Raw genomic sequence first — 13,562 nt, 5'->3', positions numbered from 1 at the left:
ACCCCGGACGCCTACCTGCGTCGCTGTAGAGCTGCCCCGGTAATGGGGCAGCTCGCAGCGCAGCGACCATCGGGCCGCAGGGCACCGCCCAGACGCCCCACCCGTGGGGCAGCTCTACAGGTGTGCGGGTCAGCGCCAGCCGTAGCCGGCGCGCAGCGCCTGCCCGACCCGGTCGAACCGGGGCCGGTCCAGCACGGCGCCCTCGCGGCGGATGCTGTCCTCACGCATGGTGAGCACCCGGTCCAACCGGACCCAGCTCGGCCGGTTGTCCCGATCCCACTCGCCCGGCCCGAGCGCGAACCAGTGCCGCTGCCCGTCCCGCTCGCTCTGACTGGACAGCATCAGCCCGAACAGCGTCCGGCTGTGCCGTCCGACGACCAGCACCGGCCGGTCCTTGCCCTGGCGGGGGTCGTCCTCGTACGGCACCCACGTCCAGACGATCTCGCCCGGGTCGGCCTGGCCGTCGCGCTCCGGAGCGTAGGTCAGCTCCCGACGCTGCAACGCGCTCACCTGGCGGCGGCGGGCCACCTGCGCGGGGGCCGGCCCGGTGCGCCGAGGCGACGGAATCGCCGCGCCTACCCGGGAGATGCGAGCCGCGACATTCCTCAACAGACCAGCCACGGCGGGCAGCCTACCCGCCGCCCCGAGCGGTCGGTGCGACAGACTGGCCCGATGGACGAGCTGCCTCGCGACCTGCCGATCCTGGAACGACGCGCGGTGCGGGTGGTGGTCACCGACGGCTTGCATCGGGTGTTGCTGTTCCACACCCGCGACCCTGACCACCCCAGGCTGGGCACCTGGTGGGAGCTGCCCGGCGGCGGCATGGATCCCGGAGAGACCTACCTCGACACGGCGGTGCGGGAGCTGCACGAGGAGACCGGCATCCTGGTCACCGCCGACCAGGTCGGCGCACCGACCTGGCGCCGACGGGCGAGTTTCCTGCACCGCCAGCTGCGGCACGTCCAGGATGAGGTCGTCGTCAGCGTACGGCTCGCCGGTGCTGGTCCCGACGTGGACGAGGCGCACCGGCTCGACTACGAGTTGGAGGACTACTTCGCCTTCCGCTGGTGGCCGCTGCCGGAGGTGATCGCGAGCTCGGAACGGTTCTATCCCGGGCAGCTCCCCCGGCTGATCACCGCCTTCCTCGCCGGCGAGGAGATCGACGAGCCGTTCGAGCTGTGGTCGTGAGCCGGGTCGGCGGGCAGAGTGGGGGCATGACCACCGATCTGCACGGGCCGCTCTCCGCGTATGCCGCACGGCTGCACGCCACGGTCGGCGACCGGCACCACGTCGCCTCCCCGCTCGGGGCCTGGCTGCTGCTCGCGGTCTGCGCCACCGAGCCGGCCGACACCGAGCCGGCCGAATCCAACCCGGCCGCCGAGGACGCGGCCGGCGAGGGCCCGAGCGCCGACGGCCCGGCCGCCGAGGACCTGGCTCACGCCTTGGGCACCGACCTGGCCAGCGCGGCCGAGGTCGCCCGCGTGCTGCTGGACGCGCCGCATCCGCTGGTCAGGTCCGCCACCGCGCTCTGGCGCCGAGCGGGGCGGGGTGACGGCGGTTCGGCCGCGTGGCGGGCCGCGCTGCCCAGGACGACCGACGTCGGTGAGCTGCCCGATCAGGCCGGTCTGGACGCCTGGGCGCGCGAGCACACCGACGGCCTGATCGACACGTTTCCCCTGAAGGTCAGCCCGAACGTGGTCTTCGCCCTGGCCAGCGCGCTGGCCACCCGGGTGTCCTGGGCGACCCCGTTCGACGTCGCCGACGCCGGCGCGCTCGGTGCTGGCAGCCCGTGGGCGCGCGGGCTACGACGGGCGTTGCGCAGCCCGAACCATGGTCACCGCTGTGCCATCGTGTCCACCGAGCGGCTCGGTGACGTGATCGTGCACGCCGCCCCTGCCCAGACGACCGACGGTGCCGGGCTTGTGGTCCTCTCTGTGGCGGCCGACCCGCAGGTGCCGTCGAGCGAGGTGCTGGCCGTCGCGTACGACCTCAGTGTCGGCGCGGCCGACGGCGCGCAACCGGCCGGCGCCCGGTCCCTGTTCGACCTGCCACTCGGTGATGCTCCGCTGTGGACGGTACGCGAGGAGCGGGTGCGGACCCGGGCGCGCGACGGCCGCGAGGAGCGCCACAACGCCGTCCTACCCTGCTGGTCTGCCCACAGTGAGCATGACCTGACCGCCCCGGCGCTCGGCTTCGCGGCCGCGTCCACGACGCTGGCGGGAATGCTGCACCTGCGGATCGAGAACTTCGACGCGCGTCAGGTGGCGATGGCCCGGTTCGGCCGGTACGGCTTCGAGGCGGCGGCCATCACCGGCATGGTCGGGCTGGTCAGCCTGCCGCCCGAGGGCGTCGCCCGCACCGCCGAGCTGCGGTTCGGCCACCCGTACGCCGTGGTGGCCGTCGCCACCGACACCCGGGCGGACGGTGTCACCGGGCCGTGGCACGGGGTGCCGGTCTTCTCCGCCTGGGTCACCGAGCCCGAAGAGCTGCCCGAGGCCGACGCCGCCGACCGGTGAACAGAACAGCTGCCGTCCCTGATACCCCGACTTCAAGGAACCCGAGTCAATCTTCCCCGGACCCGGCCGGACGGGCACGGGAAGGGTCAGGGCCCGAGCCGTTCGGGCGCGGCCCCGCCCTCGTCGTCGCGCGACAGTCTCGCCACCATCTCCCGGAACTCTCGTACGGTCATCGCCTCACGCAGGGTCGCGAAGACCGCCCCGGTTCCGGCCCGGGCGGTCGCCGGATCCACCGCGGCACGCCGTCCCACCCGACGAAGGAACTCCGCCGGACCGGCGTCCGTAGGCGGCGGAACGGCGGTGCCGCCGACATCCAGGCCCAGCCCGGTGTCCGGCCCGTCCAGGCCCGGGCCGGCGACCCCACCCCGCCCCGGGGCAGGACCAACCGTCCCGACCGCGTCCGGCGCGGGACCGGCGGTTCCGGGCTCGTCCGGCGCGCGGCCGGTCAGGTAGCCGCCGACCTCGTCCGGAAGGTGCCCCACCAGGTCGTCGGGCGCGTCGCCGGTCACCCGCTCGGCCATCGTCTGGAGGACGGCGCGGGCGAGCGCGGCGGCCTGTTCGCTCGGCAGGCCGGAACGCCGGGACACCGCGTCGATGAAGTACGGAAACCCGTCGCCGTCGGTCACGCCCGGGCGGTTACCCCCGGCCGGCGTCGGCAAACTGCGCCGTCAGCGCAGCAGGCCCTCGGCCAGCAGGTGATCGAAGATGATCTGGTCGACCGGCGAGGTGCGGTGCCGGTCGGCATAACCCAGCCAGTCCATCTCCGCGATCTCGCTGGCCGGGCGCAACCGCCCCTGATATCCGGCCCGGTAGCAGGTCATCCGCACTGTGGTGCCGCCCGCGTGGCCGTGTGCCGCAGCGGTGAAGGTGCCCAGGTGCACCGCGTCGCGTACGTCCACGTCGACGCTCAACTCCTCGTCGATCTCCCGGCGCAGGGTCTCCAGGTCGGTCTCACCCGGCTCCCGCTTGCCACCCGGCAGATACCAGACGTCCTTGCCCACGGACCGGGTGCTCAGCACCCGCCCGTCCTCGATGAGGATCCAGGCCACCTTGTCGATCTCGGGCACGCCGCCCCTTCCGGTCGAAGACCGGGCACGCTACCAGCCGGGGCCCGCCAGACACTCACTCGGCCAGCAGGTCGAGCAGCAGCGCGGCGGTCCAGCTGAACGCCGGTGAGCCCAACCCGACGCCGGTGTCCGGATGGAAGTACTCGTGGCAGCCGGCCCCGGCGACCAGACCGATCATCGAGCGGCGCAGCCCGGCGGCCAGCTCCGGGTGCCCGTGCGCGAGCAGCCCGCGCCGGATCAGCCAGCCGGTGTTCAGCCAGCTCGGGCCGCGCCAGTAGCGCAGCGGCTCGAAGTCGGGCGCGGTGCGGTCGTGGGTGGGCAACGGCCGCTCCATGTGCCGGGCCACCCCGAAGCGCGCCGAGCGGGCCTCGACGACCAGCGCATCGGCCTGCCGGGTCGGCAGGTCGGGCAGGATCAGCGGCGTCAGGCCGAGCACGGTACGGGCGCTGACCAGCCGGTCGGTGCGCAGGTCGCGGGGCTGGAACGTGCCGGTGTCCGGGTCGTACAGCCTGCGTACCAGGGCTTCGGTGATCCGGGACGCACGGGCCCGGTGCGGCCCGGGGTCGTGGCCGATGAGCGCGGCGATCTCGGCCAGGGCGTGCTCGGCCGCCCCGAACGCCGCGTTGAACAGCGGGCACTCCACGAGGAACGGATGGCCGTCGGCCAGACTCCGGTCGGCGTAGCCGTGGCCGCGGTAGGCGGCGACGATCGCCAGGTAACGCGCGTAGTCCAGGTCCGTGGGGCGGTGCGCGGCGTCGGCGTGCGCGGTGTCATGCCGACGGTACGCGCGCATCACCGCGGCCTCGGCTCCGACCGCGGCCATCGGCTCGTCCCAGGCGGGGCTGTTGTCCAGACCGGACTCCCACGGGTGCACGATGCAGACCAGCCCGTCGCCGGCCACGTCCCGCCGGTCGGCCAGGTAACGCTGCTGGGCGACCAGTGCGGGATAGAGCTGACGCAGGGCGGCCATCCCGGCCGGGTCGGGTGCCCGCCGGTACGCGAGCAACGCGGCGAGCGCGTGCACCGGCGGCTGGACCAGGCCGGACGTGTCCACGTCAGGAGTGCCCTGGGCGTTCGCCGAGCGCCACATCTCCGGCCCCGGGAAGTACGCGCCGACCCGCAACGCCGGGTTGAACACGATGTGCGGCACCCGTCCGTCGGCCCACTGGGCCCGGAACAGGCTCGTCAGCTCCCGCCAGGCCCGGTCGGGACGAATCTGGGCCAGCCCGATCGCGATGAACGCCGAGTCCCAGCTCCACTGGTGCGGGTAGAGCGTGCGGGAGGGCACTGTGTGGTCGTGCTCCCAGTTGGCGTCGAGCGTGTCGACAGCGAGTCGGCGCAGCCCGGCCACGTCGGCCGGCCCACCCGTGCGGACGGTGTCGAGGTGGGCGGTCACGCCGACGCGCGTCGGCCCGGCACCGGCGGTCACGCGGCGGCCCGCCGGGGCAGGGCGTGACGCAGCACTGTGGCGGCCTGTTGCAGGGCCCGAACCGGGTCGCCGCGCAGCCGGCACTCCAGCGCGAGCCACCCTCGGTAGTCCAGCTCCAGCAGCGTACGCACCAGCGCCGGCCAGTCCAGGTGCCCCGCGCCCGGCTGGTAGCGGTTGGAGTCGCTGACCTGCACGTGACCGAGGTAGGGCGCGGCGGCGCGCAACGCGCGGTGCATGTCGTCCTCCTCGATGTTCATGTGGAAGGTGTCCGCGACCACCCGGACCGACGGCAACCCGACAGCGGCGCAGAGCGCCACCGCCTCGTCGAGACGGTTGACCATGTGGTCCTCGTACCGGTTGAGGGGTTCGAGGAAGAGGGTGACCCCCTCGGCCCGGGCGTGCTCGCCCAGCTCGCCCAGGGCGTCGAGGAGGACCTGTCGGTCACCGGCCGGCGGGCGCGGCGGCTCGAACGGCGGCAGCCGCCGGGAGAACATGCCCCAGGCGGCCGGTGTCATCACGCCGATGCCGCCCAGCTCGCCGATGACCGACAGTTGGGAGCGCAGGTTGCGCACGGCGTCGGCGGACCGGGCGGGGTCGAAGTCGCCGATGAAGTGGTCCATCTCGACGCAGACGGTGGGCATCACCACCCCGGCGGCGCGGGCGCGGCGCAGCTCGGGCAGGCGACGGGCGAATGCGAGGTCACCGCGTCCGCGTAGCTCGATGCCCTGGTAGCCGAGGGCGGCCGCGAGGGCGTACTTCTGGATCAGGTTGGTGCCCGGCAGGAGTTGCTCCTGGCAGGCCAGCGCGATGGTGGTCATCTAGAACCTCAGCACCACTTGGAGGACGTCACCGGCGCCGCGGTCGAGCAGCGCGAGGGCGTCGGCGACCGCGCTGGCGTCGACGATGTGGCTGACCAGCGGCAACGGATCGACGCTGTGTTCGGCCACCAGGTCCATGAAGGTCTGCGCGACCCGGTCACCGGTCCACCGCCCGGCCATGCTCGGCGCGGGGGTGGGCCCGGAGACCTGGGCGGCCACCAACTGGATGCGGTTGTGGTGGAACTCCTCGCCGAGGCCGAGCGCGTCGGCCTGGCCCTGGTAGAAGCCGGCGGCCACGACCCGACCGGCGTGTGCGGTGGATCGGATCGCCTCGTGCAACGCCGGGTACGCCCCGGACAACTCCAGGCAGACGTCCGCGCCCCGGCCGTCGGTGGCCCGCCGCAGCACGGCGGCGGCGGATTCGGCGCGGACGTCCACAGTGGTTCGCGCGCCGTACCGGGCGGCGTGCTCCAACCGGCCGGGCACCGGGTCGACGGCCACCACCCGGGCGCCGGAGAGCACGGCGAGTCGGGTGGCGAGCAGCCCGATGACGCCCTGCCCGAAGACGGCGACCCAGTCGCCGAGGTGCAGGTCACCGGCGAGCACGGCGGTCAGCGCGATGGCCCCGGGGCGGGCGAAGACCGCGGCGAGCGGGTCCAACCCGGCGGGGAGCGGATTCACCGCCTCGGCGGCGAGCACAGCCTCGGCCCGGTGCCCCCAGATGCCCCAGACGAGTTGCCCGGGGTGGCGGTCGGTGACATCCGGCGCCACCTCGACGACCTCGCCGACCTCCTCGTAGCCGAAGCCGATCAGCGGGTAGGGCACCGGGGTCTGCCGGGGGACGAACATCCGGGCGGCGTCGTCCCAGTCCTTGCTGAGCCGGGGATTGCTGCCCCGGTAGAGGGTCAGCTCGGTGCCGGCGGAGATGCCCGAGTAGGAGGTGCGGACCCGGACCTGGCCGGGGCCGAGCGGATCCGGGGGGCAGGGCTCGAGGCTGATCCGTCGAGGCCCGGCGAGAGAGACCACCCAGTTGCCCATGTGTCACATCCCGGTAGCACTGGGTTCCAGGATAGCAAAAAATAGCCATATGTCTTGCTATTGATCAATCGAAGGTGTTGGATCCCTCATGTACCCTTCGAGAGGAGTGCCACCGATGTCAGCACCTCCGAGGCGGATACTCGCCACCACCCTGATCATGGCACTGACAGCGTCCACCCTGCTGGCCTGCGGAGACGACGAATCGGACAGCAGCAGCAAGAAGATCACCGTCTGGAGCCTGGAGGACGTCGCCGACCGGGTCACCGCCACCAAGGCGATCGTCGCCGACTTCACCGCGAAGACCGGGATCCAGGTCGACCTGGTGACCGTCAACGAGGACCAGTTCCCCTCCCTGATCGCCGCCAACGCCGCCGCCGGTGACCTGCCCGACGTGGTGGGTTCGGTCTCCCTCGCCGGCATCCGTACGCTCGCCGGCAACGAGCTGCTGCACGCCTCGGCGAACGCGGAGGTCGTCGACAAGCTGGGCAGGCAGACGTTCTCACCGCGGGCGCTGGAGCTCACCTCCGACGACGGCAAGCAGCTTTCCGTGCCCAGCGACGGCTGGGGCCAACTGCTCGTCTACCGCAAGGACCTGTTCGCCGCGGCCGGCTTGCCCGCCCCCGACACGTACGAGCGGATCACCGCCGCCGCGGCGAGACTGAACACCGGCGGCGTCGCCGGGATCACCGCGGCGACCGCCCCCAGCGACGTGTTCACCCAGCAGACCTTCGAACACCTGGCGCTGGCCAACGGCTGCCAGCTCAGCGACGACTCGGGCAAGGTCACCCTGGATTCGCCCCAGTGCGTCGAGGCGTTCCGCTTCTATGGCGACCTGATCCGCACCAGCTCGGTGAAGGGCGCGCAGGACGTGGACACCACCCGGGCCACCTACTTCGCCGGCAAGGCGGCCATGGTGATCTGGTCTCCGTTCATCCTCGACGAGCTGGCCGGGCTGCGTAACGACGCCAAGCCGACCTGCCCGCAGTGCCAGGCCGACCCGGGGTTCCTCGCGAAGAACAGCGGCTTCGTCACCGCGATCAAGGGCCCGAACGGCACCGAGCCGGCCCAGTACGGCGAGATCAGCTCCTGGGCCGTGCTGGACGGCGCGGCGGCCGACCCGGCGAAGTCCTTCGTGGAGTACATCCTCAGTGACGGCTACCCGAGCTGGTTCGGCATGTCCCCCGAGGGCCGCTTCCCGGTCCGCAAGGGCACACCGGCCGAGCCGGAGGCGTACCTGACCCGGTGGAACACCAGCCAGGCCGGCGTGGACGCCAAGAAGCCCCTCGCCGACGTGTACGGCGACGAGGTGCTGGCCACGCTGCGCCGCAGCCCGGACACGTTCGGGCGGTGGGGCCTCAGCCAGGGGCAGGGCAAGCTGGTCGGTGCCATGCTCGGGGAGCTGCCGGTGCCGAAGGTGCTGGGTGACCTCGTCTCTGGCAAGTCCGACGCGACGGCCACCGCCAACCGCGCCAAGAAGGACGTCGACGCGATCAAGGCGGGCGTCAATTGACGACCACCGCGCCCGGCCCCGGCCGCTCCCCCACCCGGGAGCGGCCGGAGCCACCCCGGCGCCGACCACTGACCCTGCGCCGCCGCGAATCCCGGGCCGGGCTCGCGCTGGTCGCACCGACCCTGCTCGTCACGATCGCGGTCATCGGCATCCCGATCGTGTGGACCGTGGTGCTCGCCTTCCAACGGGTCCGGCTCGCCACGCTGCGCAAGACCGGTCTGTTCGGCGACTTCACCATGGACAACATCGACCGGGTGCTGCACACCCCCGGCTTCGCCGAGACGCTGTGGGTGACGCTGATCTACAGCGTCGGCGGCACCGTCGGGTCGATTGTGCTCGGCCTGGTGGCCGCCCTGGTGGTCCGCCGGCCGTTCCGGGGTCGCACCCTGGTCCGGGCGTCCATGCTGCTGCCGTACGTGGCGCCGGTGGTCGCGGTGACCTTCGTCTGGCAGGTGATGCTCGACCCGCAGCTCGGCATCGTCAACGCGTGGGGCCAGCGCCTGCTCGGCTGGGACGCGCCGGTGCCGTTTCTGTCCCAGGAGTCGACCGCCCTGACCACGGTGATCGTGTTCGAGGCGTGGCGCTACTTCCCGTTCGCCTTCCTGTTCCTGCTGGCCCGGCTCCAGGCGGTGCCCGGTGAGCTGGAGGAGGCCGCCCGGGTCGACGGAGCCACCCCCACCCAACGGTTCCGGCACATCCTGCTGCCCCAACTGCTGCCGGTGATCGCCCTGCTGGGCGTGCTGCGCTTCATCATGACGTTCAACAAGTTCGACGACGTCTACCTGCTCACCGGCGGCGCGGCGGGCACCGAGGTGGTCAGCGTGCGGGTGTACGAGTTCCTCACCGCGCGTACCGACATCGGCGCCGCGGCCGCGCAGGCGGTCGTGCTGGCCGTGGTGCTCATCGTGTTCGTGCTGATCTACCTGCGCTTCTTCGGAAGGAGGGTGAGCTGATGGACCGGGACGTGGTCGAGACGGTGAGCCTGCGCTGGCTGCGCCGACTGGTGATCGCCGCGTTCCTGGTGGTCACCGTCTTTCCCTTCTACTACATGCTGGTGCTCTCGGTGCGCCCGATCGAGCGGCTGCTGCTCGACCCGGGCGCGCTGGTGGTCGGCTTCGGTGAGCTGACCGTCGCCACGTACGCCGAGGTGCTCAAGGCCACCGACGACGGCGGCCAGGGCTTCCTCACCTTCATCCGCAACAGCGGCCTCGTCGCCGTCGCGGCGACCGTGCTCACGCTGCTCGTCGCGATTCCCGGCGCGTACGCGGTGGCCCGGCTGCGGTTCTTCGGCCGGCGGCAGGTCGACTTCCTGTTCCTGGCGGTCTACCTGTTCCCGTCGATCGTCATCGCGATCCCGCTGTTCGTGGTGTTCAGCCTCGCCGGGCTGCGCGGCTCGCTGTTCGGCCTGGTGCTCGTCTACATCTCGCAGACACTGCCGGTCTCGGTCTACATGCTGAAGAACTACTTCGAGACCATCCCGGTCAGTCTGGAGGAGTCCGCCGCCATCGACGGCGCCGGCCGGCTGGGCATCATCCGCCGGGTCAGCCTGCCGCTGGCCATGCCGTCGGTCATGGCGGTCGCGCTCTACGACTTCATGATCGCCTGGAACGAGTTCCTCTTCGCCCTGCTGTTCCTGGTCGACAAGCCCGACCGGTGGACGGTGTCGCTGGGGTTGTCCCTGCTCGCCGACGGTGTGGAGGTCCCCAAGACGGTGCTCATGGCCGGGTCGGTCGTGCTCACCCTGCCGATCGTGATCCTGTTCTTCGCCAGCGAACGCCTGCTCACCGAGGGGCTGACCAGCGGCGCGGAGAAGGGATGATCGTCTCCTCCGGGTCCCCCGCCGCTCCCCCACCGGCCCGGTTACGGTGGCCTCATGGCCAACCCGACCCGCTGGGCGACCGACACCGGTCCCGAGCACTCGCAGTGGTATATCGACCGGTTCCGCAAGCTCGCGGCCGAGGGCGCGGACCTGGCCGGAGAGGCCCGCCTGGTGGACACTCTGGTCGCGCCCGGCTCACGGATCCTCGACGCCGGCAGCGGCACCGGCCGGGTCGGCGCCGCGCTGGCCGAGCGTGGGCACACAGTGGTGGGGGTGGACGCCGACCCCGCGCTGGTGGCGGCGGCCAGCGCCGACTATCCCGGCCCGACGTGGCTGGTCGCCGACCTGGCCGAGCTGGACCTACCGGCGCTGGGTGAGGCCGAGCCGTTCGACGCGGCGGTGCTGGCCGGCAACGTCCTCGCCTTCGTCGCCGTCGGCACCGAACCGGAGGTGCTGCGCCGGGTCGCCGCGCACCTGCGCCCCGACGGTGTGCTGACAGTGGGCTTCGGCACCGAACGCGGTTATCCCCTGACCGCGTTCGACGCCGACGCCGTGGCCGCCGGGCTGCGCGTGGAGCACCGCTTCGCCACCTGGGACCTGCGCCCGTGGCGCGACGACGCGCCGTTCGCGGTCAGCGTCCTGCGCCGTCCGGCCGACTGACACCGTCTGCCGCGCGTCGCTCTTCGGTGATCAAGAGGTTTGCGTCAGGCTCGCGCCGTTTTTTGACGCAAACCTCTTGATCACCGCCGCCCTGGCGGCCCGGCGGCCCGGGGGGCGGGGTTTGGGGGATCAGTCGGGGGCGGCGACGGCCCGCGCGGCGGCCGGGTCCAGGGTCGCGCCGGCGGGCACCAGGCTGACCAGGCCGGCCGGCAACCGCAACGGTCGGACACTGCGGTAGCCGAGCATCGCGAGCACCTCCCGGTCGGCCAACACGTACCGTCTTCCCAGGTCCGTGACCACGGAAACCGCGCCGCCGGTCGCACCGGGCGCCGCGGCGGCCTCGACCACCGCGCCACGACCCGGCTCCACCAACACGTGGTCGGCCAGCACCGCGCCGCCGGTCGGCGCGGTGCGGGGAGCGGCCGTCAGGTCCCGCAGCGGTACGCCCCACCGCACCTCACCAACCCCGCCGTCGTCGGCGACCCGGGTGCAGAGGGCCCCGTCGCTGCCCGCGGCGAGCCGGGGCGGGCTCGGTGGTGGGGCGTTCGGGCCGGTCGGGGCGAGATCGGGCACCGTGGGCAGCGCGGCGAACTGACCCAGGGTCATCGGCACCGGCTCGCCCTGCCCGGTGCGGGCCAGCAACAACCCCGCCTGCAACTCGGTGATGCCGGCCAACCCGGCGTCGAGCGCCACCGCGTACTGCCGGCCGCCGCCGGAGTTGCTCACCAGGTAGACCGTGCCGACGGTGGTGCCCGGCACGCCGCTGGCGGGACGGCCCAGCCCGGGCAGGTCGAGCGGGGCGAGGTCGGTGCCGGCCGGCAGCGAGTTGAGCAGGGCGGGCGCCACCGGCACCGCCTGCGCCCGGGTGGTGGCGAGCGCGGCCAGCACCCGGCTCGGATCACGCACGAGATATCGCCGTTGGTGCCAGACGAGGTGCAACCCGCCGTCGGGGTGGCGCAGCAGCAGCGCCTCATCGCCCAGCGGCCGACCGCCGTCGGGCTCGGTGCCGATCAGCAGGGCCGAGCGGGGCGCCTCGTTGCCCGCGCCGGCCGGGACGGTCGAGCAGACCGTCCACCCCCCGTTGGCCAGCCGGCCGGGGGCGGGCAGCGAATCAGGCGCGTCCGCGATGCCCAGCGGCAGCCCGCGCGGCACACCGTCGATCGTGCGGCGGGAGACCAGCACGGTCTTCGACCGGTCCGCACCGACGATGAGCAGCGCGGAGGCGTAGTTGAGCACCGGGTGCAGCTTCTGCTCGCGATAGACGAACCGGGCGCCGGACTCCTTCTCCACGATCACCGCGCCCGGGTCGCGCCAGCCCTTGCCGCCACCGGCGAACAGCCCGTAGAGCGCCGAGCCACCGAGCCCGATCGCCGCGACCAGGACGCTGGCCAGACCCGCGCCGGCCAGCCGCCGAAACGGCGACTGCGCGGGGTCGGTCTCCCGCATGACCAGGGCGGCGACCGCCCGTTGGACGCTGAACTGGTAGGAGTGCAGCTGGTCCTGCCGCGACGGCATCAGGTCCCTTCCGACGGATCGGCCGGGCACAGGATATGCGTTCCGTCGATGTTCCGTGTTCCCTGCGTGGCCGGCACGGGGCAACCGGTACCATCCGGGGACGAAAACGACGGCGAGAGGGCCACCCGTGGGCGCGCGTTTCGAGGAACTGGCCTGGCGGGAGACGCCGATCGGCGCGATCAGCCTGCGTCGACGCCGGGACCCGGCACTTCAGGTCGAGGTGTACGAGGTCAAGCTCGACGACGAGTACCTGATGTCCAGCCTCTTCCCCGTCGCGGAGATCGAGCTGGCCCGGCTCGGTCTCGCCGAGGTGCCCGGTGACTCGGTCGACGTGGTGGTCGGCGGTCTCGGGCTGGGATACACCGCCTGCGCGGCACTGGGCGACCCCCGGGTGCGTTCGCTGTTCGTGGTGGAGGCGATCGAGGACGTGATCGACTGGCACCGGCAGGGGCTGCTGCCGTTCGCGGCGGGCCTCGCCGAGGATCCGCGGACGCGGTTCGTGCAGGCCGACTTCTTCGCGGCGGTGGCCGGTGACGTCGGCTTCGACGCCGAGGTGCCCGGGCGGCGGTTCGACGCGGTGCTGCTCGACGTCGACCATTCCCCGCGCAACGTCCTGCACCCCAGCCATGCCGCGTTCTACCCGCCGGCCGGTCTGCGCCGGCTGGCCGCGCTGCTGCGCCCGGAGGGGGTCTTCGCGCTCTGGTCGGACGACCCGCCGGACGCCGAGTTCACCGCGGCGCTCACCGAGGTGTTCGTGGACGTGCGGGCGCACGTCGTGCCGTTCGCCAACCCGTTGACCGGTGGTGAGTCGGCCAACACCGTGTACGTGGCGCGCGCCGGCGGCTGAGCTCGATCCTTGATCGACTCGGGTTTCCGAGAGTCGGGGTGTCTCCGCGCCCCGGAAACCCTGGCCTGAAAGAACCCGAGTCGATCAATCGGCATGGTGTCGGCCGGACGGGGAACCTGAACCCGGGCCCGCCGCACCAGGCGCGGCCGGTTACGGGAGGTTCGAGATGCGCGCACTGCTCTGGGTCGTCGGCGTGGTCGCCGGCGTGCTCATCCTGCTCGGGTTGCTCCTCGAGGCGGTCCGCTGGCTGGCCATCATCGGTGTCATCGCACTGGTGATCGTGATCGTCTGGGGCGTCGTCAAGGGGCGGCAGGCGATGCAGCACCAGAGCCGACGACGCTGA

At 72.6% G+C, this 13,562-nt stretch carries 15 protein-coding genes; 8 read left to right on the top strand and 7 right to left on the bottom strand.

The window, feature by feature from the left end; genetic code table 11:
• Positions 1-129: 129 nt before the first annotated feature.
• Positions 130-621: a type II toxin-antitoxin system PemK/MazF family toxin gene (locus tag FBZ33_RS12205; protein ID WP_141909123.1), complete on the bottom strand. Its 492-nt coding sequence runs from the start codon at positions 619-621 to the stop codon at positions 130-132.
• 51 nt (positions 622-672) lie between these two features.
• On the opposite strand from FBZ33_RS12205, the gene FBZ33_RS12200 reads away from it, so the two are divergent.
• Positions 673-1,188 carry an NUDIX hydrolase gene (locus FBZ33_RS12200; RefSeq protein WP_141909122.1) on the top strand — a complete coding sequence of 172 codons (516 nt, stop codon included), beginning with the start codon at positions 673-675 and terminating at the stop codon, positions 1,186-1,188.
• A gap of 26 nt (positions 1,189-1,214) precedes the next feature.
• The gene (locus FBZ33_RS12195) at positions 1,215-2,516 is read left to right on the top strand and encodes a hypothetical protein (RefSeq protein WP_141909121.1); all 1,302 of its coding nucleotides are present in this window, start codon (positions 1,215-1,217) and stop codon (positions 2,514-2,516) included.
• Between the two features lie 86 nt (positions 2,517-2,602).
• Here the strand turns inward: FBZ33_RS12195 and FBZ33_RS12190 are convergent, their stop codons facing one another.
• Genes FBZ33_RS12190 through FBZ33_RS12170 form a run of 5 tightly spaced genes read right to left on the bottom strand, consistent with a single transcriptional unit; the run spans position 2,603 to position 6,868 of the window.
• A complete protein-coding gene (locus FBZ33_RS12190; RefSeq protein WP_185755279.1) occupies positions 2,603-3,142 on the bottom strand; it encodes a DUF2267 domain-containing protein in 540 nt (179 codons plus the stop codon).
• A gap of 42 nt (positions 3,143-3,184) precedes the next feature.
• Positions 3,185-3,583 (bottom strand): NUDIX domain-containing protein, encoded by a 399-nt coding sequence (locus tag FBZ33_RS12185; RefSeq protein WP_099852749.1) that lies wholly within the window; start codon positions 3,581-3,583, stop codon positions 3,185-3,187.
• Positions 3,584-3,638: 55 nt separating this feature from the next.
• Positions 3,639-5,012, bottom strand: a complete 1,374-nt coding sequence (locus FBZ33_RS12180; RefSeq protein ID WP_370453004.1) for a hypothetical protein — start codon at positions 5,010-5,012, stop codon at positions 3,639-3,641.
• Positions 5,009-5,830 (bottom strand): sugar phosphate isomerase/epimerase family protein, encoded by an 822-nt coding sequence (locus tag FBZ33_RS12175; RefSeq protein ID WP_141909119.1) that lies wholly within the window; start codon positions 5,828-5,830, stop codon positions 5,009-5,011. The genes FBZ33_RS12180 and FBZ33_RS12175 overlap by 4 nt, the downstream gene beginning before the upstream one ends.
• Positions 5,831-6,868 (bottom strand): zinc-binding alcohol dehydrogenase, encoded by a 1,038-nt coding sequence (locus FBZ33_RS12170; protein ID WP_088947846.1) that lies wholly within the window; start codon positions 6,866-6,868, stop codon positions 5,831-5,833.
• Between the two features lie 115 nt (positions 6,869-6,983).
• Here FBZ33_RS12170 and FBZ33_RS12165 point away from each other — a divergent pair, with 115 nt between their 5' ends.
• The 4 genes from FBZ33_RS12165 to FBZ33_RS12150 are packed head-to-tail and all read left to right on the top strand — an operon-like array spanning position 6,984 to position 10,857.
• Positions 6,984-8,378, top strand: a complete 1,395-nt coding sequence (locus FBZ33_RS12165; RefSeq protein ID WP_141909118.1) for an ABC transporter substrate-binding protein — start codon at positions 6,984-6,986, stop codon at positions 8,376-8,378.
• Positions 8,375-9,331: a carbohydrate ABC transporter permease gene (locus tag FBZ33_RS12160; RefSeq protein WP_141909117.1), complete on the top strand. Its 957-nt coding sequence runs from the start codon at positions 8,375-8,377 to the stop codon at positions 9,329-9,331. Before FBZ33_RS12165 ends, FBZ33_RS12160 begins: the two co-directional genes overlap by 4 nt.
• On the top strand, positions 9,331-10,197 hold the full coding sequence (locus tag FBZ33_RS12155; RefSeq protein ID WP_099852729.1) for a carbohydrate ABC transporter permease: 867 nt from the start codon (positions 9,331-9,333) through the stop codon (positions 10,195-10,197). The genes FBZ33_RS12160 and FBZ33_RS12155 overlap by 1 nt, the downstream gene beginning before the upstream one ends.
• Before the next feature lie 54 nt (positions 10,198-10,251).
• Positions 10,252-10,857, top strand: a complete 606-nt coding sequence (locus FBZ33_RS12150) for a bifunctional 2-polyprenyl-6-hydroxyphenol methylase/3-demethylubiquinol 3-O-methyltransferase UbiG (protein ID WP_088947842.1) — start codon at positions 10,252-10,254, stop codon at positions 10,855-10,857.
• 129 nt (positions 10,858-10,986) lie between these two features.
• Here FBZ33_RS12150 and eccB read toward each other — a convergent pair whose 3' ends face one another.
• Positions 10,987-12,372, bottom strand: a complete 1,386-nt coding sequence (gene eccB / locus FBZ33_RS12145) for a type VII secretion protein EccB (RefSeq protein ID WP_141909116.1) — start codon at positions 12,370-12,372, stop codon at positions 10,987-10,989.
• A 127-nt stretch (positions 12,373-12,499) separates the two neighbouring features.
• Between eccB and FBZ33_RS12140 the strand changes: the two genes are divergently transcribed.
• Together FBZ33_RS12140 and FBZ33_RS32735 are read left to right on the top strand one after the other, a co-directional pair.
• Entirely contained in the window at positions 12,500-13,219 is a 720-nt protein-coding gene (locus tag FBZ33_RS12140) for a spermidine synthase (RefSeq protein WP_141909115.1), read from the top strand.
• Between the two features lie 166 nt (positions 13,220-13,385).
• Positions 13,386-13,562 carry a hypothetical protein gene (locus FBZ33_RS32735; RefSeq protein WP_172862018.1) on the top strand — a complete coding sequence of 59 codons (177 nt, stop codon included), beginning with the start codon at positions 13,386-13,388 and terminating at the stop codon, positions 13,560-13,562.

This window comes from Micromonospora sp. A202 (assembly GCF_006715105.1).
In the GTDB taxonomy this organism is placed as follows: Bacteria; Actinomycetota; Actinomycetes; order Mycobacteriales; family Micromonosporaceae; genus Micromonospora; species Micromonospora zamorensis.
Note: the sequence above shows the minus strand (reverse complement) of the source record. Positions and strands in the feature narration are given on the sequence as shown.